Below are 25,256 nucleotides of genomic sequence, written 5' to 3'. Positions count from 1 at the left end.
TGTAAATGTTTAACAATTAGCAAAATAAGATATAATATTTTTAGTTTTGTAATGATTTTATAAGTTGGGATAATTTTCTTACTTTTGTGGACATTCAATTTACATCAAAATAAATTAAATTTTGAGTCAGTCAAACTAATATTAATCAGAATTATATGAAAACATTAACCAGTTTTTTTAGTTTGTGTTTTTTGATGTTGTCTTTTCAGCAAAATTTGGCACAAAAACCTCATTTGGATAGTATTTTTGAAAATCCTTCTATTCAAGAAATTAACCGAATGCCAATGCGAAGCCATTATTTTCCTTTCGAGACTTCGGAAAAAGCACAAAAAAATGATTACCAACTTTCAAATCGTTACATTAATCTTAATGGGCAATGGAAATTCTTGTGGAAAGAAGATTTTAAAGAGCTTCCAAAGGATTTTTTCAAATCGAATTATGACGATTCACGTTGGGATAAAATTAAAGTGCCTTCGGTTTGGGAACTTAACGGATACGGAATACCTATTTACGTAAATGAAAAGTTTGAATTTGCTATAAAAAATCCAAATCCGCCCGATGTTCCAGATGATTTAAAACAATCGGCAGGGCTTTATCGCAAAGAATTCGAAGTGCCTTCTGATTGGAAGAATCAACAAATTTATTTACATTTAGGAGCCGTTAAATCTGCTTTTAAACTATACGTAAACGGAAAATTTGTGGGAGTAGGGAAAGATAGTAAACTGCCTTCAGAGTTTGATGTAACGCCGTATGTTTCTGCTGGAAAAAATAACATTGCTTTGGAAGTACGCCGATGGTCAGATGGCAGCTTTTTGGAAGCACAAGATATGTGGAGGCTTTCTGGAATTACACGTGATTGTTATGTTTATACTCGTCCTAAAGTACATTTGTATGATATAAATGCAAAAGCTGGGCTTTCAAATGGTTATTCAGATGGACTTTTAAATCTTTTGGTGCAAGTTTGGAACCAATCTGAGCAAGGAAAACCTGATTATCGTCTTGAGGCTTCAATTTTTGATGATAAAAACAAAAAGATTTGGGTAGAAACAAAGAATATTTCGCAAATAAAACGTAGTAATAGCAAAACTGAACTTAATTTTTTAGCAAATATTCCTCTTGTGAAGCAATGGAGTGCCGAAATTCCTAATTTGTACAGATTGGAACTTCTGCTGAAAGATGATAAACAACAGGTAAGTGAAGCTGTTAGCCTTTTTGTAGGATTCCGAAGCGTTGAAGTTAAAGGAAGTGATTTGCTTGTTAATGGGAAACGAATTTTCATAAAAGGAGTTAATCGCCACGAAACCGACCCAACAATGGGACAAGTTATCAGTCGTGAAAGTATGGAAAAGGACGTTTTGTTAATGAAGCAACTCAACGTCAATAGCGTACGTACATCACATTATCCTAACGACCCGTATTTTTATGAACTTTGCGATAAATATGGGCTTTATGTTATGGACGAAGCCAATGTAGAAACACACGGAATGGGATACAATCCTGAGAGAACATTGGCAACAAATCCACTTTGGGAAGAGGCTCACACACTTCGAATAAGAAGAATGATAGAACGCGATAAAAATTATCCAAGTATAATCATTTGGAGTTTGGGGAATGAAGCTGGTAATGGCTGGAATTTTTATCAGGCATACAAAATGGCAAAAGGATTAGATGCAACTCGTCCAATCCATCACGAATTAGCTCATTATGATTGGAATACAGATATAGAATCCCGAATGTATCGCAGAATTCCATTTTTGATAGATTACGGATTATCACCCCCTAAAAAACCTTTCTTATTATGTGAATACGCACACGCAATGGGAAATAGTATCGGGAATTTTCAAGAATATTGGGACGTTTTTGAAAGCTATCCAGGTTTGCAAGGTGGTTACATTTGGGATTGGGTTGACCAAGGATTTTACAAGAAGAATGCTAAAAATCAAACAATTTTAGCCTATGGAGGAGATTATGGAGATGAAAGCACCCCAAGTGATAATAACTTCTTGATTAATGGAGTAATTGCCTCTGACAGAACCTTTCATCCGCATTCTTTTGAGGTAAGAAAAGTATACCAAGAGATAGGATTTACTTATAAAGACCAAAAATTGACGATACAAAACAAACATTTTTTCAAAGATTTATCTAATTTTGAGTTTGTTTGGAAAGTTCTCAGAAATGGAGTTTTTGTAAAAGAAGGAAAAATAAGTGGAGTAGATGTTTTACCACGCTCTAAAGGAGAATTTTCTATAAATTTTGATGAGAATTTATCTAAAAATGCAACTTCTTTAGCTCAAACTATAGCTTCTGATAAAGAAAATGAGTATTATTTACAAATAGAAGCTAAATTGAAAACAAAAGAAGGTATTTTGGAAGGGAATACACCTCTTGCCTTTGCAGAATTTCAGTTAAGTACGTATAAGGCCCCTAATTATAAGCCTAATACAACTCCTATTGCTGTTACACAATCAGATAAAGAAATCATTCTTCAAAATAGAAACTTTAAAGCAATTGTTTCAACAGAAAAAGGAAAACTTGTGTCATATGAAGCAGGAAAGAACATCTTACAAGGAGATGGGTTATTCCTGAATTTATGGAGACCAGCAACAGATAACGACTTTGGTGCAGGTTTGCCTAAGAAGCTCAAAGATTTGCAACAAGTCGATGCAAATGCAAAGATTGAAAGTGTGGAAATTTATGATTTGGAAAATGGACAAAAGCAAGTGCGTATTACCAAAAAAGTTCTTGAAAGTATTACGTTTGCACAAAAATTAACTTTTGATGGTAAAGGAAGCATTTTAGTTGAAAATGAACTCATTCCGTTAAAAGAAAGTAATCAACTGACTTTTAAAATAGGAAATCACTTGGTTTTAACAAAAGATTTTGTAAACGTAGAATGGTATGGACGTGGTCCTTGGGAAAGCTATGAAGACAGAAAAACTTCTGCTTTCGTTGGGCATTACAAAGGAGCTATTGATGAACAATATCACCCATACGTTCGTCCGCAAGAATCAGGTAATAAAACACAAGTGCGTTACGCTAAAATACTCCGTAAAGATGGAAGCGGAATTTTAGTACAATCAGAAAGTAATTTGCTTAATGTGAATGTATTGCCTTATAGTCCACAATCGCTTTATCCAGGAGAGGAGAAAAAACAAACTCACTCTGCCGAACTTGAGAAAGACAATTTCATTCACTTAGATGTTGATTATCAGCAATTAGGATTAGGAGGCGATAACAGTTGGGGTAACTTACCTATGGAGCAGTATTTATTGTATCTGCACAAACCATACCAATATTCCTACAGAATCACTCCAATAGAGAAATAAAACAAAGGGAAAGCGAAAGAAAGTACTATAAAAATCGTAAAGTACTTTCTTTCGCCCAACCTATTTTTCCGTCAGCTAATTTTATTTTTACCCAATCATTAAGGCTTTCGATAATTTCTACTTTTGTACCTTCGTGAAGTGAGAAAACCTCAGTACTATAAGCATTAGGTTCTGAAAAAACACGCACTGTTTTATCAAAAAGAATTGCAAATTTCTCTCCTTCAATATTATTTTTATGGAAATCTGCAATGAAGTAGGTACCAATACTTCCAATTATTGCCACAAGCATTGTTGTAAAAAAGATTCTTTTATAGATGGTTTTGTCCAAAAAGTAGTATAATAAGAAACTGATTACAAAAGCCAAAATTCCCAAAATAGAAATAATAGCCCACATATCTAACGAAAAAAGTGATGTTATAGAATCAGAAAAGTTCTTAAACCACGTTTTCGGAAGAGGAGTAATGGCATCAATAGTCATTTGATTTGCAAAAACTAAATTATTTTTAGCATCTTCATTCTCGGGATTGAGTTTCAAAGCTTTTTCGTAATAGTAAATGCTTTCAGGAACGTGATTTAGTTTGTAATGAGCATTGGCCAGATTATAGTATAACGCTGATGATTCAAATCCTGATTTTAAAATGGACATATAATTTTCTACTGCTTCCTGAAACTTTCCAGAGTTGTAATTCTCAGTAGCCTTTGAAAAAAGAACATCATTATTTTGTGAAAAAACTGAAAATGATATAAATAGAATGGATATGTATAAAATATTTTTCATTTTTTTTTTCTTTTTGATATGTAAAATTATTTCCGAATTTGCTTATCCAATTCAGATAATGTTTGAACAGATTTGTGATAATCATTTTCCATTGAAACTCTGTCAATTGGAGAATAACGTGCCATTTCGCAATTTTTGAGTAATCCTAAAAATTCTGAAATAGTTTGTGGATTTACGTTTTGAAGTGAAAGCAATTCTGATATTTTTTCCTTACTCATTTCCGAAGTTTCAATCTTTAGTTTGGCTTTCAGATAATTATGCAAAGCTCGTTCCAATGCCTCATAGAACGTATTTTTGTCGTTTAGTTTTCGTTTAGCTTCACTTAAGTATTTCTTCGCCAGTTTGTTGGCAGCTCTCACTTTATTTCCTTCAATGTCACTGTTTTTTTTCTGTTGAACTTTCCACAGAATCAACGTAATAGGGATTAAAAGTAAAGGTAAAAATAGCCATAAATAGTAACGTGTTGAGCCAAAAAATAACGATTTTCCGATAGGTTGCAAATCACCATTCAGTTGTAAGAAGCGGAATTGATTGCCTTGTGTTTTAACATCTTGTTTAACAATACTATTTGAGGAGTTTTGCCCATTTCCTGTTGGTCCTTCGGTAACATCAATCCAAATTTCATCTGAATTGATAGTTTCATATTTCTCTGTTTTTGGATTAAAATATGAAAAAGAAACACTTGCTATAGGATATTTCCCTTTAAATTGAGGAACTACGGTGTAAAATTCTTCAACTTGTCCTCTCATTCCTGAAATGGATGTAGTTATATTGTCCTTTTTTTCAGGATTATACACTTCTAATGCTGTTGGGAAAGTTAATTTTGGTATATCGAATAATTTTAGGTTTCCATTGCCCGAAATTTCAACTTTAGCTTGTAGACTTTCATTGGACTTTAGCTCTTTTTTGGAGGTAGTTACATTGAAAGAGAATTCTCCTACAGCTCCTGAAAAGTTTGCAGGTTTTCCCGCTTCAGGCAAAGCCTTCACATTTATAGTTCGATTGCCAGAAGTAACTCTTTTAGCGACTTGGTCCATAATAGGTCTTCCAAAGAAATCACGTTCAGTGGTAGGTACGCTCAAAATGGCTTCCAATGTAAGTGGCTCAAGGGTAATATTTCCGTCTTTTTGAGGATAGAGAACCACTTTTTTCACAACGATGCATCGGAAGGGCTTTCCGTTATAAGTACAATTTTCAACATCATAATCCTGTAATCGAATTTCTTGACTCCAGAAGTTAGGATATTTTGGGGTGTCTACTGAACGTAAATCATTAAGTGCCACTTGTCCGCCAACATACAATCGATACACAACACTCACAGCTTCATTCAAATATGGATTTGGTTTTGAAACTTCTGCTATTAAGAACAAATTATCCTTGGCTACATCGTTGCTAGTTTTGTCCATCGAGGGATTACTAACGGCTTCTGTAACTGTTATTTGAATCGGAGATGTTCTATAAGTTTTTCCATCAATTTCAATAGAGGCTTGTCCGATAGTGAATTTACCTTTAGCAGTGGGTTGCAAGATATATCCATAAGTTTTTGAAAAGCTCCGTTTTCCGTTTATCCACGACTCGGAAACGGATTGGGAAGGTCCCATTACCACCGTAAAATCTTTAAAATTCGGAGGAGTAAAATTATCTCCGTTTTTATTCATTGAAAACTCAATTCGTAAACGTTCGTTTAAGCCTAAGTTTTCTTTACTTACTTTGGCGGTGAATTCTATATTTTGTGAGTATAATAGATTGATTATGAAGCTAATAAAAAATAATATGCGATATCTCATCTCCATTGTGTTTTTAACTTTATCTACTTGTTCATTAGTATATTATTTCTTTTTACCAGTCTTTTTCTGATTTAGACCGATTTCCTTTTACTTTTTGAGCATTTATTTTCTCTTGTGTTTTTTGGTCTTCATTATTCATTGCCTCTAAAATACGTTCCATTTGTTGAGGAGATAGCGAAGATGGACGATTTTGTTTTTTCTCACCATTATCCTGATTTCCATCTTTTTCTTCTTGTTTATTATCTTTTGGATCTTTTCCCTGATTTTTGTCCTGATTTTCTTTATTATCGTTTTTGTCTTGTTTATTTTCGTTGTCGTTTTCTTTATTTTTATCGTCTTGCTTGTCTTTTTCGTTCTGTTTGTCCTTGTTTTGGTCGTTTTTGTTTTGATTATCCTGATTATTTTGGTCGTTTTGCTTATCTTTGTTATCTTGATTTTGCTGTTTATCCTTATTATCTTCGTTGTTTTGAGGTTTTGGAGGATTTTTCTTCAGTAAATCTTGAGCAACTGCCAAATTATATCGAGTTTCTTCATCTGAAGGATTGTTGCGAAGAGCTTCTTTATAGGCTTCTACAGCTTTGTCGTATGCTTTTTCTTGCATAAAGGTATTTCCCAGATTGTGAAATATTTGGTGTCTTTCTTCATTGCTTATTTCGGTTGAAGTTGATGCGTTTTTCAGACGAGAGAAAGCCTCTCCATAGCTTTTCTGTTTGTAGTACATTGTACCTAAATTATATTGAGCTACTCCATTATCTTTATTTTTTGCAATGGCGTTACGATAATCAACTTCGGCTTGAATGGGTTGGTCGTTTTTCAGAGCGTTATTGCCTTTGTGTGTATATTTTTTTGATACTTCTTTTGATTTTATAACGTTTTGAACCTCTTTATTTTGTGCAAAAGAAAGAAATCCCATCAAAAATACTATGTAAAATAAATTTCGTTTCATTTTTAATTTAGAAATATAGCAATTTATTAAAAAGATAACTATAAAATATGATATTACGACTCGTTAAATAAGTTTAACTTTTTAACCCATAGTGTTTTTCTCTCAAAAATAAAAAAATCGAGTATAAGTAAAAATAATGCTCCTGCTAAAAACCATTGAAATTGGTCTTTGTAATCTACGAATTTTTGAGTTTCAAATTCACTTTTTTCTGTTCCGTCCAGAATTTTTACAATTTCCTCAACAGCTTCTTTGGTATTATCCCCATTGATGTATTTACCACCTGCGTTTTGGGCAATTTGCTCCAGTAATTCTCTATTTAGTTGAGTGATAACCACTTCTCCGTTTCGGTCTCGTTTGTAGGTTTGTGTATTTCCTTCCTTGATGGGTATGGGAGCTCCCTTTTGCGACCCTACACCGACAGTGTAAATAGTAATTCCTTGATTGAGAGCTTCTGTTGCGATTTCAGTTGCTCCCATTTCGTGGTCTTCTCCGTCTGAAATGATAACCAGAATGCGTGATGTAGGCAGATTCTCATCGAAATAATTACTTCCCATTCGTATGGCTTCCTGAATGGCTGTACCTTGCGACGAAAGCATATCTGTGTTCATACTTTGCAGAAACATCTTTGCCGCTGAGTGGTCAGTGGTTAAAGGTAATTGTGGGTAAGCACTCGCTGCGTATGCAACTATCCCAATTCGGTCGCCTTTTAGTTGGCTCATTGTTTCAAATACCAAACGTTTGGCTTTTTCAAGGCGGTTGGGAGCTACATCTTCCGCCAACATACTTTTTGATACGTCAATGGCAAATACAACATCAACACCTTCACGCTTTACGGTCTCAATTTTTGTGCCAATTTTCGGGTTCGCCAAAGCAATACATAAGAGTACAATGATGACAGCCAAAAAACTAAACTTTAACCAAGGTTTGAAACTGGAGCGATTCGGTGCTAATCGTTTTAATAGCTTTTCATCAGCAAAATGTTTCTGTTTTCTTTTTTTTCTAATCTGTGAAAATACAAAAACAAGAAACATAAATGCTATAATTGGAATGAACCATAAGTATATCTTCTCGTCGATATGTATCATAATTATTATTTTGAAATAAGATACTACAATTTTTTGATTGTATTATAGAAAGTATGATGATAGTTTTCGGTATCAGACTTACAACCCGATAAGTCAATTAAATATCATTTCTCAAAATGGTATGTTTGAGTATAAATTCAAGCAATAATAACAATCCCGCTACGATAACTAACAAACGGAACTTTTCATCAACTTGTGTGTATTTGAATTCTTCAATCTTCGTGGTTTCCATTTTGTTAATTTCGGCATATATTTCCTCTAATTTTTTGTTGTCTGTGGCACGAAAATAACGTCCTTCAGTAGTTTTTGCAATTTTTTTCATCAGAGTTTCATCAATTTCCACTTGTTGCATACGATACATAATACTTCCGTCGGCGTTAAGGGCATACGGAGAAAGAGCCATACCATTTGTACCGATACCAATAGTATAAACTTTGATGCCATATTCTGCTGCCAGTTCTGCTGCGGTTTGTGGGTCGATAAAACCAGTGTTATTCACTCCGTCAGTAAGCAGAATTATTACACGGCTTTTGGCTTTACTCTCCTTAAGTCGGTTCACGGCGGTAGCAAGTCCCATTCCAATAGCAGTTCCATCTTCAATCTGACCATAAGTAAGCTCCTTTATTGAATTTAATATGATAGATTTATCGCTCGTTACGGGCGTTTTGGTGTAGCTTTCACCTGAATAGACTACCAATCCTATGCGGTCAGAGGGGCGTTCCTTTACAAATTCTGATGCTACTTTCTTTAAAGCCTCAAACCGATTCGGTTTCAAATCCTGCGAAAGCATACTTGCCGAAACATCAATTGCCATTACAATGTCTATACCATCTGTAATTTTAGTTTTAGCTGATTCTGAACGTGTTTGCGGACGTGCTAAAGCTACAATGATTAAAATTACAGCCAATATTCGCAATACAAACAAGAAATGATATAGTTTATTAGCAAAAGAGTTTGTTTTTTTTAAAGCACTGATTGTTGGTATTGTTAGCGATGCTCTCGATTTCTTGTTTAAGAAGAAATACAACAAAACCATCACCGGAACAAGTAATAGCAACCATAAAAAAGCTGGATTTGCAAAAGTTATATTGTCAAACATAAGTAATCTTCTTTATCAATCTTGTTTAAAGTTAATAGAAAGCAATATCCGTTGAGCTATTTCTCCTGCTTGTGGAGTATCAACATACGTGATGAGCAGTTGTTGCAAAGCACCATTCTCTGTAAAGCTATACAATTCATAATTTGCTTCAAAAGGATTTTTATTTTTCTCATCAATTAACGTCATTTTACCTGAAACTTTAATCCCTTGCACTCCGTTTGGTGCTGTATATTCCTCTCTTAGGGTTGTAATATTCTTGGCTCCAGCTGCATCTAACTGCGAAAGCACAATTTCATTGACCATTTCGGGGTCTAATTCAAATTGTTGGTCTGAACCTGTTTGTTTGAAAGTGATAACGCTGGTCATCACATACAATTCAGAATTAATACTTCCAAAATCGAATAAATATTGCTTATCGATGCGTCCTTCAAAGCCTTTAATATCAATTATCTGCCTACGAGTTAGTATCTTTGGTGTTGTAAGCTCCGTAATAGGATACCCATAATCACTTGTTACCCATTCGCTTTTACTCATTTTCTGGATAGAATTGCCACCAAAGAAGCTATTAACAACATAGTATGCCAAAGTTCCTACAAGGATTGCAGCTACTACACTTACAACTATGGTAGTAATTGTTTTATTTCTGTGTTTTTTCTTCTGTAAAATTTCGATTTGTTGGTTGTTAGAGATTTCAATTTCTTCAGAAACTTCAGGAATTGCCCTTTTCGTTTTTACAACCACATCTTCAATAGTGTCTCGGTCGTATTCCGCGATATTGTCCGAAGGCTTATTCTTTGCAAATTTAACTAAATCAGCAGTTTGCAATACTCTTTTCAGATTGGAAATAGTTTCAAGTGTTAGGTTAAGTTTCCCACTTTCTTGAAGAATATGTATTTTCTCTAATAATTCATCGCTGGTACTTTCCTTAGCCGAAATATGCACTTCATCTTCTAAGTAGTTTCGGATAATATCGGTTAGTTCTGAGTAATATTCTTTATGCTTTGACTCTATAAGATATTTAGAATTTTGTAATATCTTGAGTTTTTCAATGGCTTGTTCAAATGGTGGCAGATTTTTTAGTCTTTCTTCTTCTGAAATTCGTTTCTTACGGAATAAAATTAAGTAAACAGAAAGCAAACCTAAGGCAATCACAGCGAAAAACAAACCAACCCATATCCATATATTTGTGCTTTTAGTTGAGGATACTTCGGCAATAGGCTTGATGTCATATAAAGGCTGTTTCAAGGTGTCTACCGCTACCGAACGCACCTCAATGAGCAATGAATCTGTAAAGAAATCTTTGGAATTGATGTTAATTCGTTGTCGAGGTATGGTATATTTCCCAGCGTCGAACTGCGTTAAGAAATATTCCTTCTCCAAACGAAGTTTTTCTCCTTTGATAATGGTATCAGTGGGGGAGGTTCTCACCATTTCCAGAGGCATAAAGGTTTGCCCATCAGGAAATAAAACAGGTTCTCCTTCCGATGTTTCTACAGATATCTTGTACTTTATTTGTTCTCCTATCTTTATTTCTTTAGTATCGGCTTCAAATTGAATTTCTTGTGCGTTTAAGCCTACAACTAAAAACAATAGAGCATATAAAAATATATTTTTCATCATTGTTTATCCCTATTCATTGAAAAACTATCCTCTTCGTTTAAAATAACCTAATAACTTCTGTGTATAACTCTCATCGCATCGGCAACTTACAGTACCTGCTCCTGATTTTTGCAATAAACTCTCGAAGTACGATACCGTTTCTTTGTAATGTTTCTCATATTCAAGACGTGTTGCTCTTGAATCGGTATTGACAATCATTAGTTCGCCTGTCTCAGCATCTTGTACCGAGATATAACCCAGATTAGGTAAAGTGGTTTCTTTCTGGTCATATACCCGAATGCCTGTAACGTCGTGTTTGCGAGAGGCAATCTGAATTGGTTTTTCATAATCTCTGTCCATAAAGTCCGATAAAACGAACACAATAGCCTTCTTCTTCATTACACTACTTAGAAACTGAAATGCTTCGGCAATATTTGTTTTATAACTTCTCGGTTTGAACTCGATAAGCTCACGAATGATACGAAGAACGTGCGATTTTCCTTTCTTAGGCGGAATGTATAGCTCTATTTGGTCTGAAAACAAAATCAATCCTGTTTTATCATTGTTTTGAAGTGCAGAGAAAGCCAACGTTGCAGCAATTTCGGTAATCATTTCGCTTTTAAATTGCTGAGAAGTTCCAAAAAGCTCACTTCCACTAACATCAACCATTAACATTAGGGTAAGTTCACGTTCTTCTTCAAACACTTTCACGAAAGGTTCGTTATAACGAGCTGTTACATTCCAATCGATATTGCGAATATCATCACCATACTGATAGGGTCGTACTTCGGAAAAAGTCATTCCACGTCCCTTAAAAGTAGAATGATACTCTCCCCCAAATATATTATCGCTAAGCCGACGCGTTTTTATTTCTATTTTTCGTACTTTTTTTAATATCTCTTTGGTGTCCATTGCCAAAATAAATCTTTAAACCCTAAAGTTAGGTATAATATTCGTAAAATGTTATAACAAAGCCAAATATTTTTTATACCTTAAATATTGACTTTGTTTAATATAAATTGTCTGTAAAACAATATGTTATCTAAGGAACTTCAATTGTATTGACAATTTTGTGAATAATTTCAACAGAAGTAATGTTTTCGGCTTCAGCTTCGTAAGTTATTCCAATACGATGACGCAATACATCGAACACAACAGCACGTACATCTTCTGGAATTACATAACCACGACGCTTAATAAAGGCGTAACATTTCGATGCCATTGCCAGATTGATACTACCACGAGGAGAAGCACCAAAGTTAATGAGTGGTTTTAACTCCGATAAGCTGTATTTTTCAGGATAACGCGTAGCAAATATGATGTCCAAAATGTATTTTTCGATTTTTTCATCCATATACACTTCACGAACGGCTTGTTGTGCTTTCAGAATTTGCTCGAGCGACACTGTTTGGTTTACGATTGTTTGCGTATTTAGGAGGTTATCGCGCATAATGCGTTGCTCTTCGTCCAATTTCGGATAATCAATGACAGTTTTTAGCATAAAACGGTCTACTTGAGCTTCCGGAAGGGGATATGTACCTTCTTGTTCAACAGGGTTTTGCGTTGCCATTACCATAAATGGAGTATCAAGCTTGAAAGTTGAATCGCCAATGGTTACTTGTCGCTCTTGCATAGCCTCTAACAATGCTGATTGCACTTTGGCTGGAGCTCGGTTTATCTCATCTGCCAGTACGAAATTGGCAAAAATGGGTCCTTTCTTGATAGAAAATTCATTTTGTTTGATGTTGTAAGTCATTGTCCCGATAACATCAGCAGGAAGTAGGTCGGGCGTAAATTGAATACGACTGAAACTTCCGTGAACAGCCTTAGCCAAAGTGTTGATGGATAGTGTTTTTGCAAGTCCTGGCACACCTTCAAGCAGAATGTGACCTTTTCCAAGCAGACCTATAAGCAACGCGTTTACCATATGCTTTTGCCCCACAATAACTTTGTTCATTTCATTGGTAAGAGCATCAATAAAAACACTTTCTCTTTCAATTCGCTCGTTGATTTGCCCAATATCAATAGATGTTCTGTGTTCCATAAAAAATAGTATTATGTGAATTTGTTTTAATCAATAATAATTCAGTTGATGTTGATTTCTGCACGCAAGTTATAAATATTTTTTTTCTTTTGTGTTAAAAAAATTTAAAATACGCAATTGGTTAAGAAAAAGAATTGAGTATTTAGTTGTTAAAAATATAAAATGGTGCGTATTTTGTAATCTTTTTTCTCTTTTCAGTGTTGTTAATGAATTAATTATAAATCTTTTGGGTGGCAAAGATAATATTTTATCACTGGCTTAGATAAAGCTTCTAAGTTGAGTTGGTCAGAGGCTTTGATAACATCTGTGATTTTTCCTTTTTTAGTTAAGATATTTATCCTTTGTTGCTCTGAGTTATAAGCCGTGTTGGAGATTTTATCTGAGAAAACGAAATATGTAGCGTCTTCCTTTGATATGTTGTAAACAGAAGAGACTTTTTCGTATAAAACATTTAGTTTATCAGAATCAAATTCTGAATTTTGTAATTTTACTTTTGGTAAATCTCTGTACAAAAGCATTTTGCTTAATTTAGAAAGTATCAAGTCATTATGGAATTGCCATTCTTTCATTGCGGAAAGAATATCCACATCATCTAATAGAGCAAATTTATCTAAAACATCTTTGCTGAATTGCTCTTTCTCAACCTTATTTTTGATAAAAAATAGCAAAGGACTTGACATAGGTAAATTTTCTCCTTTGTGAATCAGTTGTTTAGCTCGTTTTAAAACTCTAATGAGTAGTTGTTCACCAGCTACACTTGTTTTATGTAGGTACACTTGCCAATACATTAATCTTCGTGCAACTAAAAATTTTTCTACTGAGTAAATTCCCTTTTCTTCTACAACTAATTCATCGTTTCGCACGTTAAGCATTGATATGATGCGTTCAGGGTTGATATTTCCTTCCGCTACACCAGTATAAAAACTATCACGTTTTAGATAATCCGACCTATCCATATCCAATTGACTTGAAATAAGTTGGTGTAAAAACCTACGTGGATAACTTCCTTTGAAGATTTCAATTGCAACATCTAACCTACCTCTAAATTCACGATTAAGTTCCTGCATAAATAGCAATGAAATTTCCTCGTGTGCAATATTGCTGACGATGCTGTGTTCCATTGCGTGTGAAAAAGGTCCGTGACCGATGTCGTGTAGTAAAATGGCAATGTAAAGTCCTTCGGCTTCTTTATCCGAAATTTCAATTCCTTTGTAACGAAGAGTTTCAACGGCTTTTTGCATCAAATGCATACAACCTAAAGCGTGTTGAAATCGTGTATGTCTTGCTCCAGGATACACCAAATAGGAAAGTCCCATTTGTGTGATACGTCTTAAGCGTTGAAAATAAGGGTGTTCAATTAGGTCAAAAATAAGGCTGTTAGGAATGTGTATGAATCCGTGAACGGGGTCGTTAACGATTTTTAGTTTGTTTCTTTTCACAGTTGAAAAATTAGAAACGCAAACTTACGGAAAATCAACCAATTTCACAAATCGAAAACAATATAGAAAGGAGTATTTTATTTCGATTTTTAAATTTTAATTCCAAACAAAAAACTTTGGTGAAATTTATATTCCACCAAAGTTCACGTATATAGATTGTTTATATGAGATTACTTTTTCCTTAAGATGGGATTGAGTTCCTCATCGTTGTACATTTTCATTTGCTTGTACACTTTCATATACTTGTTACCCTTTTCAATGTCTTCCAAAAGTTGATTAAGTGCTTGTGATAAATCTTTCTTCTGTTCCAACAAAACGTTTAGTTTTTCTTGGCAAGTGGCTTTATGTTCAGCTGAAGCATCAGGGCGATTCACTTCTTCTTGCATATGATATATTTTAAGTGCAAGAATGGACAGCCTATCCACTGCCCAAGCAGGGCTTTCGGTGTTAATGGTGGCTTCTGGAAGAGGTTTTACGCTTTTGTAAAGGTTTAGAAAATAACTATCAATGTACTCAACTGTATCGGTACGATCTTGGTTCGAGGCATCAATCTTGCGTTTCAAGTCCAAAGCTGCCACAGGGTCAATATTTGGGTCGCGAATGATGTCTTCATAATGCCATTGCACAGTGTCAATCCAATTTTTTCGATAGAGTAAATGCTCAATACTTGGCGAAGGGTAAGGATTGGTAAAAGGTTGATTTACATCGTCTAAAATATGATATTTTGCAATACTTTCTTCAAATATTTTAAAGGCTTTTTCGCTAAACATAGTTTAATTATTTTCCACAAAGGTAGAATTTATTTTTGAAAGTTTCAAAAAATCAATAATTTTAAAATAGGTTTTCAATAAAAAAGGATAGCTATCTTTTGAACAACTATCCTTTTTTTAATAAAAAATTATTTCTGTGTTTTCACTTTAATCACAGCACTTTTCAGTCCTTTACTTTTAGCTTCGAAGGTAATTTCGCCTGCCTTTTCACTTGATTGTACGATGGCTACTAATTTTCCGTTGAAAAGATGCATTTTTGGCAAATGGAATTGGTCGGTTGAGGTGGCATCGCCATTAGCTGCTGCACGATATGTTCCCGCTCCACTCAATTTAAAAGTAACCAAATCATTTACATTAGGACATAGATTTCCGTCTTTGTCCACCACTTCTATGGTAATGAACGAAAGGTCTTTTCCGTCGGCAGTAATTACATTTCTGTCAGCAGTAAGGCGAAGTGAATGTGGTTTTCCTGCGGTTTTTACAATTTTTTCAGCTACGGCTTTTCCGTTTTTGTCATAAGCAATCACTTTAACTTCACCTGCCTCGTATTTGGTGTCGAGCCACATTAGGCGATAACGTTTCTGACGCTCAAACGATTGCTGCGCTTCTTTGGTGTAACTTCCGTCAAGCGGAATATTCAAATCTTTGCTACGTTTTCCTTGACTTTTTCCATTGATGAAAACCTCTGCCGAAGGATAATTTGTATAAACAAAAATCGGAGTTACCCGTCCTTCACGTCCTTCCCAATTCCAATGTGGTAGAACGTGTAGCGTTTCGGCTTCTTTGTTCCAATGGCTTCTGTAAAGGTAAAATCTATCTTTTGGAAGTCCTGCCAAATCCACAGCACCAAAATATGAGCTATGAGCTGGCCATTCTACATAATACGGAGTCGGTTCGCCCAAATAATCAAAACCTGTCCAAATAAATTCACCTATGGTGTAAGGTAAATCTTCGTGTTGAATCCAATCATCTTCTGGCAAATTTGACCAACCGCAATGTTCTACATCATAGGAAGAGGTTTGCTGGTCTTGATATTTTGGCATTGATTTTCTTTCCACAGGGAATTTGTAAACACCTCGTGAACTGATAGTTGAAGCGGTTTCACTTCCCAAAATAATCTGTTGAGGCAACAATTTGTAGGCTTCTTGATAACGGAACGGACGATAGTTGAAACCTGCCACCTGCATAGTTGCCGCCATATTGTTTTTGAAAACGTGGTCAGGTCTGTCCATTCCGTTAGAAACAGGTCGTGTACCATCGTGTTTGTGGATAATATCTTGCAACCAACGTGCTACTTTGGCTCCTTCCTGAACGCTTTGTTCTTCTACTTCGTTACCGATGAACCACATCACCACACTTGGGTTGTTACGAAAATGACGTACCAAATTGGTCAAATCCTTTTCTGCCCAATCTTTAAAATAACGATTGTAGCCATTTTCTACCTTCGGAATTGCCCATTCGTCGAAACTCTCCAAAGCCAACATCATTCCCATTTCATCGGCAATACGCACATATTCAGGAGCTGGCATATTATGAGCGGTACGAATGGCATTCACGCCCATATCTTGCATAATTCGTATTTGACGACGGATAGCCGCCTCATTGACCGCAGCCCCAATCGCTCCCAAATCGTGGTGCATACACACGCCTTGAAACTTGATTTTTCTTCCGTTGAGGTACAATCCGTCATTGGGTTTGATTTCGATTTTTCGGATACCAAAAGTGGTTGTTTCAGTGTCTTTCAGCGTTCCGTTTTCATATACTTTTGTAACTGCTTTGTACAAATTAGGTTGCTGAATGTCCCACAAAACAGGATTTTTTACATAAATATCTTGCTGAATTTTATTATTGATAATAAATTCATCGTGTTTTTTTATGTCAGAAGCAATTTTTTCTCCTTTCGGATTAAAAATTTCGGTTTCTACTTCAATGTTAGACGGATTTTGACTTTCTATCTCGGTTTTTAGTTGAATTTTAGCGAAATTCTTCTCAATTTCAGGAGTTGTTAGCTGAATTCCCCAAATAGGAATGTGAGTTTTGTTTTTGGTAATAACGTGTACATTTCGGTAGAGCCCTGCACCTGGGTACCAACGCGATTGCTGGGTCAAATTCTCCAAACGAACCGCCAACGTATTGTTTTTGGCTTTCACAAAAGGAGTAACATCGAGGAAAAAAGTGTTGTATCCGTGATGCCACTGCCCTGCTTTTTGCCCGTTTACGAATACTTCGGCGTTGGACATTGCTCCGTCAAACTTGATGAAAACTTTTTTGTCGGCGTTGAAATCCGCCACATCAAACGAAGTTCGGTACCAACCCACACCTACGAACGGAAGTCCGCCCGTACGCCCCGAATGCTCGATGGGAGCTATCTGTCCGTCTTGCTTGATGGCGGTTCGTTGTACGTCATTTTCGATATCGAAGGGGCCATAAATAGCCCAATCGTGAGGCACAACTACATTTTGCCATTTTTTGTCATTTACGGAAATTTGCGAGAAGTTTTTGTTGTCCTCACGAGTGAATTTCCAATTCTTTTCGAGGGTTTGCGAGGTCTGTGCGATACTCAGGGAACTCATTCCCACTAAAATGGTTGATAAAAATATGTTTTTCATTGGCTTAAAATTATCGGTTTATCACTTTATCAATCTATTTTCCGACCTCAAAGATAACAATTTATTTCGAGTTGAAAAATTTTAATTTGTTTAACAATAAGTCAAATAATTATGTGCGGATTATGAAACTTTTTATGTTCTTTTTGCTTTCGTTTCTGAAAAAAATAGAATTTAAAAATCAGATTTAAATAATTGATATTGAGAAAGAAAAGGAATAAAACCTTATATGTACGCAACTGAAATAAGCCCGATGTAAAAAGCTATCAATAAGGAAATTATAAAGTACAACGCAATTAAAAATATTGATTTTAAAACGGTTATAGACTTTCTTTCTTGATACAAAACTCGGTTAGAAATAATAAAATACACAACCAATCCAATAATAAAAAGTATGTACAACATCCAAGACAAAACGTTTAGCCCTGTGATTAAGAATATTCCCATCAAAATACTGGTAAACAGGTATATCGTTGAATGTAAATGCAATGAATGAATCAGGTGTACGTATAGCTTTTTGTGCTTTTTACGAAAGAAAATAAGTAGAAGTAATGATACAAAAGGCATCATTAAAATAATGGTATAAGAAGCGATTGACAAATATTTATTTATTTCTTTATCAACAAATTCAGTTATTTGGGTTACATTTCCGAAAGAAAACACCCCTGTTTTATGAATGAGATTTTTAAGTTCAATTTGTTTGAAATATCCTAAGTTTTTCCATTTGGTTGTAACTAACGAATCTAATTTTGTTTTGTCGTCATACACCAATTTCAGTTCTTTACGCGTAATTTGATGATTTAATATAAGAATAGTATCAAATTGAGGCTTCTTTTCCAGAAAAATATTGTAGGAAAGGAAACTTTTTTGTGTCCCGATAGAAAAATTATCCTCTGAAATGCCCACTCGGAAATCTGAAAATACATTTTTATTTACCAAATTGTAGAAATCCTCCTTTTTAGTTCGATTCCATTTTGTTTTGTATGCAAAAACGCTGTCAATAAATGATTTTATTTCATCAGAATTGGTGTTTTTGAGTCTGTTGTATTCTTTTTCGGAGATCTTTAACGTTTCCGAAGCGATGACTTGGTTAATTCGGCTTAATATTTTTCGAGAAAAATCAGAATGTGAGGCTTTCTGAAAAGAAAAACTCATCATTACAAAGAAAATAAACGAAAAAAACAGATACAACTTGAAAGGAGGTACAAACCGAATGCGTTTGCCTTCAACGTATTGTTTGGTGATTTGCCCAGGGCGTAGCAGAATTGTTTTTAAGCTATTCCATATTTTGTTGTCAAAGTTTATGAACGATGCGAAAAAATCGTTCAATAATTCTTTGACAGAGTGGTTGTTGTAATGATTTTCTTGTCCGCAATTGGGGCAAAAGTTATCCCTTGCGGAAAGCATTGTTTGGCAATTCGGGCATTGGGAGATTCGTTTTCTTTTTCTCATAAAGAAGATTATCTCAAACTTTTATTTATACCATCAATGTATTGTAAGAGTTCCTCTTTTCCTGTTTTATTTTCAGATGAAGTAACGAAATACAACGGAAATTCTTCCCAAGTTTCAAGCAGAAGATTTTTGTAATTTTCAATATTTCGTTCAATAGCGTTCGGTTTAAGTTTATCAGCCTTGGTGAAGATAATTGCAAAAGGAATAGCATTTTCTCCAAGCCATTGCATAAATTCCAAATCAATTTTTTGAGGTTCGTGGCGGATATCCACCAAAACAAAGGCACATACCAATTGTTGGCGTTTTTCAAAATATTGAGTTATAAACTTCTGGAACGTTTTTTTGGTTGTTTTCGATACACGAGCATATCCGTATCCTGGCAAATCTACCAAAAACCAATTGTTATTTATTTTGAAGTGATTGATGAGTTGCGTTTTTCCTGGTCTTCCTGAAGTTTTAGCTAAATTCTTATTATTAACCAACATATTGATAAGTGATGATTTACCAACATTCGAACGACCAATAAATGCATATTCAGGAATTCGTTCAGAGGGGCATTTATTTACATCAGAGTTACTTACAATAAATTCGGCTTTGGTGATAATCATTTTTTTCTTAGTTTTTAATGCTTTTTAAAAACGAAAAATCACTAAACGTGTAGTGATTTTTTTTCTATCATATGTTTCGTTTGATGAACCAATTGTTTAAAAGCTCGTTAAATGTATTGGGGTGTTCCATCATTGGTGCGTGTCCGCATTTGTCTATCCAAAATAAATCAGAATCAGGCAATAATTGATGAAATTCTTCTGCAACTCTTGGTGGTGTAACAGTGTCGTTCTTTCCCCAGATTAAGCAAGTAGGCGTAAACATCTTAGGTAGGTCTTTCGCCATATTGTGTCGTATCGCACTTTTTGCTATGGCTAAGGTTTTTATTAGTTTGCCTCTGTCGTTTACATTTTGAAATACTTCATCAACGATTTCTTTTGTAGCAACTGCAGGGTCATAAAAGACTTCTTCGCATTTCTTCTTAATGAATTCATAGTCGCCACGACGTGGATAACCATCGCCCATAGCACTTTCATAAAGCCCTGAACTTCCAGTTAAAATGAGGGCTTTTACGTTCTGTGGATGTTTCTTGGTATAAAGTAAACCAACGTGTCCTCCTAAGGAATTTCCTAATAAGATTACTTGTTCAAACTGCTTGTGTTTGATGAATTTATGCAGAAATTTTGACAAAGTTTTAACAGACGTCGTCAGCAAAGGCATCGAAAACAAAGGTAATTCTGGGATAACCACTTTGTAATTTGCTTTTGAAAAAAATGAAAGGACTCCTTCAAAATTACTCAGTCCTCCCATAAGTCCGTGCAGAATGATAACTGGAGTTCCTTCTCCTTTTTCTATATATGAAAATTTACCCTCTTTTTTTACTTCTGTTGTCATTAATTTTGGCTGAAAAATCCGTAAGCAAATATACTACTTATATTGAAAAAACATAAGAAAATCATATATTTTTTCTCAAAGGATGTTATTTTTTCTCAAAGAATGGAAAGATGATTTAGTTAATTTGCAGATTTTCAGTTTTTTATTTTTGAGTTAATAAGTAATCCTACAACTAAATTGTAGCTCTCAATACCCTGCTGTTGTTTGTTAGCTTTTAGAAAAACGTCATAACTTGCTTTGAAAATAGGTTCAGCTTTGTTCTCATATTGTTTCCAAAAGCGACGAGTTTCGGCATAATTCTGAAAAATTCCAAAGTGTACTTTTTCTTTAATTTCTTTGTACTCTTCTGGAGCAAATTTGTATACTTCACCAAGTAAATAACGCAATGCAAAGATAGACGCACTATATTTAAAATACAGATTATCACTCTTTTCTGCGGCTAAATATCCAATGTAATTAGCTTCTTCTTCAGCTGCATAACCCATTTGATGAGCAATTTCGTGACAGGCTGTGATAGGAGTGGAGTAACCAATTATTTTTCCATTTACTTGGGCTTCGTTAGTAAACGGATTGATGTAGCCACTGTACCCCATATACGTTAGAAATAAGCTATACATCGAAGGTTTGACGCTTTTGAATGAAGAAAAATCGGTCAGATTTTCAATTTCCAGCGGAAAACTTTTCCAAGCAATTTCGTAAATTTCACGATGCGACATTTTAAAATCAACTTTAACGCTGTCGTTTTCTGCTAATTGCTTATGGTAGTGATTTGCCTGTTCAATATACATTTCAGTAGCTTGTAGAAGCTCTTTTTTAGTATATTTTGTTTCTATTTTTAGTGATTCTGATAGTGGAATTCGGAAATAATTAAATCCCCAGAAAGAAAAAAAACAAAAAAATAGAATAAAAATGAAAGAAAAGGCTTTGTCAGCAAACCAAATAGGTTTTTTCCATATTTTTTTTCTGTTTTTTATTACAAAATAGATTAAAAATACACTCAAGAGCGTATAAAAAACGTCTCCAAATGAAAAAGGAATCCAACCAAAAATGAAGTGAAATGCCTTTGCAATGTAAGGATATATACCTCTGCTATAGACAGATTCAGTTATTTGTGGGAAGTTTCGTAATAAGATCCAAATTCCAATGAAAAAAGTATAGAAAATATATTTGGGTTTCATTTTATCAAAAATAATTTTGTGTAGGGAGCAAAAGTAATAAATTTTATCATTAACTTTGGGCTTTCAACACAAATGAGTTTGCTTAGGTCGTTTTAATTTTATTCAATATGAATCAAGATATAAGAAATTTAGAACCCCAATCCCTTTGGGGAAATTTTGCGGATTTGAATGCGGTGCCTCGTCCGTCAAAAAAGGAAGAAAAAGTAATTGCTTTTATGATGAATTTCGGAAAGAAATTAGGTTTGGAAACCCTAAAAGATGAGGTGGGAAATGTAATTATCCGAAAACCAGCAACAAAAGGAATGGAAAATCGCAAAAAAGTCGTCCTTCAGTCGCATCTGGATATGGTTCATCAAAAAAATAACGATACCATTTTCGATTTTAGTACAGAAGGTATCAAAATGAAAATTGAAGGCGATTGGGTAAAAGCTGAAGGAACCACCCTTGGTGCTGATAACGGAATTGGAGTGGCGGCAATAATGGCTATTTTACAAAGCGCTGATATTGAACATCCTGATATTGAAGCTCTTTTTACTATTGATGAAGAAACTGGAATGACTGGAGCGATGGGACTTAAAGGCGGATTACTCAATGGCGACATTCTTCTGAATTTGGACACTGAAGAAGATGATGAAATTGATATAGGATGTGCTGGAGGTGTTGATGTTACCGCTTTCCGTGAATACGACCAAGAAGAAATTCCGCAAGATGTGGTTGCTTACAAAATCGTTGTGAAAGGATTACAAGGCGGACACAGCGGAATGGACATTCACAAAGGTTTTGGTAATGCCAATAAAATAATGAATCGTTTGCTTTTCGATGGTTTTGAAAATTTCGGACTACGAATTTCGGAAATAAACGGCGGTGGATTGCGTAATGCAATCCCTCGTGAAAGTACTGCCATTGTCGTAGTTGATAAAGTCCAAAATGAAGCGTTTGAGTTTGAATTCAAGCAACTTACTGAAGTAATAAAACACGAATTGCAAATAACCGAGCCTAATCTGTTCATCACTTTGGAAAGTACTAATTTGCCCGAAAACGTAATGGAATTGGGCGTTCAAGAAGGGGTTTTGCGTTCCATTTACACGGCACACAATGGCGTTTACGCAATGAGTAAAAGTATTTCGGATTTGGTAGAAACCAGTAATAATATTGCCAGAGTGGTTGTTAAAGACGGAGAAATAAAAATTCATTGTTTGACACGTTCTTCGGTGGAATCGGCAAAATTTGATTTAGCAAATGCGTTGCGTTCTGCTTTTGAACTTTCTGGATTCGAGGTGGAATTTACAGGAAGTTATCCAGGTTGGGAACCTGATGTAAATTCCTCTATATTAAAGGTTTTAAAAGAACAATACGAAAAATTATTCGGAGAGAAGCCCAACGTGGTTGCTTGTCACGCAGGATTAGAATGTGGAATTTTAGGGCAAAATTACCCGAATATGGAGATGATTAGCTTTGGTCCTACCATCAAAGGAGCACATTCTCCTGATGAAAAAGTGAATATTAAATCTGTTCAAAAATTCTGGAAATATTTGCTTGAAATTTTGAAGAACATTCCAAGTTAAAAAGGAAGAAAACAAATAAAAAAAGGAACTATCTTACTAAAAATAGTTCCTTTTTTACATTAGTTCTTTTTGTTAATTATCTGAATTACTGATTGATAATTTCTTTGTATATTTTCATTATTCATTCCTAATTGCATTGCTTTTTCAAAATATTTTTTAGCTTGATTATAATCTTTTTCTTCGCTACTTAATAAGGCCATAAAGTAATAAACTTGTGCATTTTCGGGAGCGTAATTTTGAGCTTGACGAAGTATTTGCCACGCTTTATCGTTTTGCCCTTTTCCGTTATAAAGTGTTGCTAAATTCAGACGAACGTGATTCAGAGTTTTGTCTTTTTTAATGGCTCTTTCGTAGAATAAAATTGCTTTGTCTGTGTCTCCTAAATGCGTAAAATAGTCAGCAGCGGTGGCACTTCCCACTGGAAAATCAGCTTGTGAGAGTACAAAAGTTTCGTATTCTTTTCTTGCTGATTCAAACGAAGCTAATAATTTCGATTGTTCCCAGCCTTTCTGTGAAAGGAACACATATGCTGTGGCTATTCGTACGGCTTTTACTTTATCGCTCAGCAATGGAATTAATTCATTTTCATATAAATGTATTGGAAAATTTCCCAAAGCGATAACTGCTCGGTAACGAGTTTGAGCGTCTGAACTATTCAATTCCTTTTTCACTAATTGAAGGCTTCGTTCTGTGTATATTCCTCCTAAATAATGTACAGCAGTTGCCCGAATAATATCAGGAGTAGCTGAATTTGTGAGCAACTCATTTAGTCGTTCCAGACTTTTTTCATTCTGTAAGCTTCCAATGATTAAACTTTCTGCAAAATGTGGCCTTCGTCCTTTTCCATACCATTTTTCGACTGCTTGACTAGCCCATTTAGCAGATTTATCGTTATGACAAGCATTACAAGCGTTCGGAACTCCATACTTTTCTGACAGGTCAGGACGAGGAACGGCAAAATTATGGTCGTGACGAATATCATTACCCATATATGTGCGTGTTGGCATATGGCACGATTTACAATCGGAAGCCTCCGTATTTTCTTTATGAAATGTATGTGCTGATGTTGCATAATTTGGCGTATGACATTGCAAACACAATTGATTTCCTTGCATTCTCAGTTTTCCTGAATGGGGCAAATGACAATTTGTACACTTGATTGATACGTGGTACATCTTACTCTGAAGGAAAGAGCCATATTTGTAAACTTCATCAAGAGCTTGTCCGTCTGCAAAATAGATATTTGTAATAGGTATTTCAGGAATATAATTATCCATAATTTCGTCAGAAGCAGTGTGGTATTGTGTAACTTCACCTCTTCGGGCGTGGCAAGGCATACAAGTATTCAGTTCTGTTTTCTGTGGTGTATTTACTCCCAAATTTATGAAGAAATTTTTAGAAATACCTTTCTGATAATCAGAACTTAGCATAAAATCATTATGTTTTTTTCCAGGTCCGTGACAACTTTCGCACCCCACAGTTAGTTCGTCATAAGTAGTTTTGTAGGTGTCTTCCAACGGATTATAATTTTTCTGTAGATTGGTACTATGGCAGGTAGAGCACATTAAGTTCCAGTTCTGACCAGCATTTGTCCAATGTAAATAATCACCAGGTGGAATTTTTTCTCCTGCATACTGATGAAACCATTTGTTTTCTCGGCTGTCCCAACTTTGTCGGAATACTTGCATTTTTCCTCCATCAAACTTGGTTAGATATTGTTGTAGTGGATAATGTCCGAAAGTGAAAACAATTTCAAAATCACGATATTTCCCGTTTTCGTCTTCTGTATTTATGTAGAATTTACCATCTTTCTTAAAGAATCGGGAAGTAATTCCATCAGCAGTGTATGTAACGTCGTTAAAATCACCCAAAACAGTTTTGTCATCAGCGTGTTGCATTGCTTTGAAATGGTCAGATAATTCCCATTCAGCATACTCCTGTTCGTGGCATTGCTTACAAGAATGTGAACCTGCATAGCCTTGATTGGTTACAATGTCAACTTTTTCAACTTTGGAATAAGTGTCTTGTTTAGGTAGAAATACGAAAGCCAAAATGGTTAGGATTAAGGCTATAATAATGAAAATCAGTAGATATTTTTTGGTCATTATTTTGGTTGTAAGATGTGTACAAAAATAATGAAAA

Annotated in this window: 18 protein-coding genes; 2 read left to right on the top strand and 16 right to left on the bottom strand. The window is 34.9% G+C overall.

Going from position 1 to position 25,256, the window contains the following annotated elements:
• Positions 1–155: 155 nt before the first annotated feature.
• Positions 156–3,326: a glycoside hydrolase family 2 TIM barrel-domain containing protein gene (locus CGC48_RS03530; RefSeq protein WP_394336562.1), complete on the top strand. Its 3,171-nt coding sequence runs from the start codon at positions 156–158 to the stop codon at positions 3,324–3,326.
• Positions 3,327–3,351: 25 nt separating this feature from the next.
• Here the strand turns inward: CGC48_RS03530 and CGC48_RS03525 are convergent, their stop codons facing one another.
• The 15 genes from CGC48_RS03525 to CGC48_RS03455 form a co-directional block, all read right to left on the bottom strand.
• Positions 3,352–4,104 carry a tetratricopeptide repeat protein gene (locus CGC48_RS03525; protein ID WP_098028498.1) on the bottom strand — a complete coding sequence of 251 codons (753 nt, stop codon included), beginning with the start codon at positions 4,102–4,104 and terminating at the stop codon, positions 3,352–3,354.
• 26 nt (positions 4,105–4,130) lie between these two features.
• Complete coding sequence (locus tag CGC48_RS03520; protein WP_098029746.1) at positions 4,131–5,891, bottom strand: BatD family protein; 1,761 nt, start codon at positions 5,889–5,891, stop codon at positions 4,131–4,133.
• Positions 5,892–5,943: 52 nt separating this feature from the next.
• On the bottom strand, positions 5,944–6,837 hold the full coding sequence (locus CGC48_RS03515; RefSeq protein ID WP_098028497.1) for a tetratricopeptide repeat protein: 894 nt from the start codon (positions 6,835–6,837) through the stop codon (positions 5,944–5,946).
• 53 nt (positions 6,838–6,890) lie between these two features.
• On the bottom strand, positions 6,891–7,922 hold the full coding sequence (locus CGC48_RS03510; RefSeq protein ID WP_098028496.1) for a vWA domain-containing protein: 1,032 nt from the start codon (positions 7,920–7,922) through the stop codon (positions 6,891–6,893).
• A gap of 97 nt (positions 7,923–8,019) precedes the next feature.
• Positions 8,020–9,021, bottom strand: a complete 1,002-nt coding sequence (locus tag CGC48_RS03505; RefSeq protein ID WP_098028495.1) for a vWA domain-containing protein — start codon at positions 9,019–9,021, stop codon at positions 8,020–8,022.
• Between the two features lie 15 nt (positions 9,022–9,036).
• Positions 9,037–10,638, bottom strand: coding sequence for a hypothetical protein (locus tag CGC48_RS03500; RefSeq protein ID WP_394336568.1), 1,602 nt, complete (start codon positions 10,636–10,638; stop codon positions 9,037–9,039).
• A 27-nt stretch (positions 10,639–10,665) separates the two neighbouring features.
• The gene (locus CGC48_RS03495; protein WP_098028493.1) at positions 10,666–11,532 is read right to left on the bottom strand and encodes a DUF58 domain-containing protein; all 867 of its coding nucleotides are present in this window, start codon (positions 11,530–11,532) and stop codon (positions 10,666–10,668) included.
• A 130-nt stretch (positions 11,533–11,662) separates the two neighbouring features.
• Entirely contained in the window at positions 11,663–12,664 is a 1,002-nt protein-coding gene (locus CGC48_RS03490; RefSeq protein WP_018279629.1) for an AAA family ATPase, read from the bottom strand.
• A gap of 215 nt (positions 12,665–12,879) precedes the next feature.
• Positions 12,880–14,103, bottom strand: coding sequence for an HD domain-containing protein (locus tag CGC48_RS03485; protein ID WP_098028492.1), 1,224 nt, complete (start codon positions 14,101–14,103; stop codon positions 12,880–12,882).
• A 170-nt stretch (positions 14,104–14,273) separates the two neighbouring features.
• The gene (locus CGC48_RS03480; protein ID WP_098028491.1) at positions 14,274–14,873 is read right to left on the bottom strand and encodes a DUF4254 domain-containing protein; all 600 of its coding nucleotides are present in this window, start codon (positions 14,871–14,873) and stop codon (positions 14,274–14,276) included.
• A 128-nt stretch (positions 14,874–15,001) separates the two neighbouring features.
• A complete protein-coding gene (locus CGC48_RS03475) occupies positions 15,002–17,482 on the bottom strand; it encodes a DUF4982 domain-containing protein (RefSeq protein WP_098028490.1) in 2,481 nt (826 codons plus the stop codon).
• Between the two features lie 222 nt (positions 17,483–17,704).
• Complete coding sequence (locus CGC48_RS03470) at positions 17,705–18,931, bottom strand: DUF3667 domain-containing protein (RefSeq protein ID WP_098028489.1); 1,227 nt, start codon at positions 18,929–18,931, stop codon at positions 17,705–17,707.
• 8 nt (positions 18,932–18,939) lie between these two features.
• A complete protein-coding gene (gene yihA, locus CGC48_RS03465; protein ID WP_232780577.1) occupies positions 18,940–19,536 on the bottom strand; it encodes a ribosome biogenesis GTP-binding protein YihA/YsxC in 597 nt (198 codons plus the stop codon).
• A 70-nt stretch (positions 19,537–19,606) separates the two neighbouring features.
• Complete coding sequence (locus tag CGC48_RS03460) at positions 19,607–20,371, bottom strand: alpha/beta fold hydrolase (RefSeq protein ID WP_098028487.1); 765 nt, start codon at positions 20,369–20,371, stop codon at positions 19,607–19,609.
• A 134-nt stretch (positions 20,372–20,505) separates the two neighbouring features.
• Positions 20,506–21,549: a DUF3810 domain-containing protein gene (locus CGC48_RS03455; protein ID WP_098028486.1), complete on the bottom strand. Its 1,044-nt coding sequence runs from the start codon at positions 21,547–21,549 to the stop codon at positions 20,506–20,508.
• 107 nt (positions 21,550–21,656) lie between these two features.
• On the opposite strand from CGC48_RS03455, the gene CGC48_RS03450 reads away from it, so the two are divergent.
• A complete protein-coding gene (locus CGC48_RS03450) occupies positions 21,657–23,114 on the top strand; it encodes an aminoacyl-histidine dipeptidase (protein ID WP_098028485.1) in 1,458 nt (485 codons plus the stop codon).
• A gap of 59 nt (positions 23,115–23,173) precedes the next feature.
• Here the strand turns inward: CGC48_RS03450 and CGC48_RS11965 are convergent, their stop codons facing one another.
• The gene (locus CGC48_RS11965) at positions 23,174–25,219 is read right to left on the bottom strand and encodes a multiheme c-type cytochrome (protein WP_098028484.1); all 2,046 of its coding nucleotides are present in this window, start codon (positions 25,217–25,219) and stop codon (positions 23,174–23,176) included.
• Positions 25,220–25,256 lie beyond the last annotated feature (37 nt).

It is taken from the genome of Capnocytophaga cynodegmi (assembly GCF_002302475.1).
GTDB lineage: Bacteria > Bacteroidota > Bacteroidia > Flavobacteriales > Flavobacteriaceae > Capnocytophaga > Capnocytophaga cynodegmi.
The sequence above is the reverse complement of the archived record's forward strand: the minus strand, read 5'-3'. Positions and strand labels throughout refer to the sequence as shown.

Bases quoted from the DNA above. Each gene is read 5' to 3' on its own strand.
- CGC48_RS03505 (WP_098028495.1), bottom strand. From the start codon at position 9,021: ATGTTTGACAATATAACTTTTGCAAATCCAGCTTTTTTATGGTTGCTA.
- CGC48_RS03530 (WP_394336562.1), top strand. From the start codon at position 156: ATGAAAACATTAACCAGTTTTTTTAGTTTGTGTTTTTTGATGTTGTCT.
- CGC48_RS03450 (WP_098028485.1), top strand. From the start codon at position 21,657: ATGAATCAAGATATAAGAAATTTAGAACCCCAATCCCTTTGGGGAAAT.
- CGC48_RS03480 (WP_098028491.1), bottom strand. From the start codon at position 14,873: ATGTTTAGCGAAAAAGCCTTTAAAATATTTGAAGAAAGTATTGCAAAA.
- CGC48_RS03510 (WP_098028496.1), bottom strand. From the start codon at position 7,922: ATGATACATATCGACGAGAAGATATACTTATGGTTCATTCCAATTATA.
- CGC48_RS03525 (WP_098028498.1), bottom strand. From the start codon at position 4,104: ATGAAAAATATTTTATACATATCCATTCTATTTATATCATTTTCAGTT.
- CGC48_RS03455 (WP_098028486.1), bottom strand. From the start codon at position 21,549: ATGAAACCCAAATATATTTTCTATACTTTTTTCATTGGAATTTGGATC.
- CGC48_RS11965 (WP_098028484.1), bottom strand. From the start codon at position 25,219: ATGACCAAAAAATATCTACTGATTTTCATTATTATAGCCTTAATCCTA.
- CGC48_RS03460 (WP_098028487.1), bottom strand. From the start codon at position 20,371: ATGACAACAGAAGTAAAAAAAGAGGGTAAATTTTCATATATAGAAAAA.
- CGC48_RS03495 (WP_098028493.1), bottom strand. From the start codon at position 11,532: ATGGACACCAAAGAGATATTAAAAAAAGTACGAAAAATAGAAATAAAA.
- CGC48_RS03470 (WP_098028489.1), bottom strand. From the start codon at position 18,931: ATGAGAAAAAGAAAACGAATCTCCCAATGCCCGAATTGCCAAACAATG.
- CGC48_RS03475 (WP_098028490.1), bottom strand. From the start codon at position 17,482: ATGAAAAACATATTTTTATCAACCATTTTAGTGGGAATGAGTTCCCTG.
- CGC48_RS03515 (WP_098028497.1), bottom strand. From the start codon at position 6,837: ATGAAACGAAATTTATTTTACATAGTATTTTTGATGGGATTTCTTTCT.
- CGC48_RS03490 (WP_018279629.1), bottom strand. From the start codon at position 12,664: ATGGAACACAGAACATCTATTGATATTGGGCAAATCAACGAGCGAATT.
- CGC48_RS03500 (WP_394336568.1), bottom strand. From the start codon at position 10,638: ATGAAAAATATATTTTTATATGCTCTATTGTTTTTAGTTGTAGGCTTA.
- CGC48_RS03520 (WP_098029746.1), bottom strand. From the start codon at position 5,891: ATGAGATATCGCATATTATTTTTTATTAGCTTCATAATCAATCTATTA.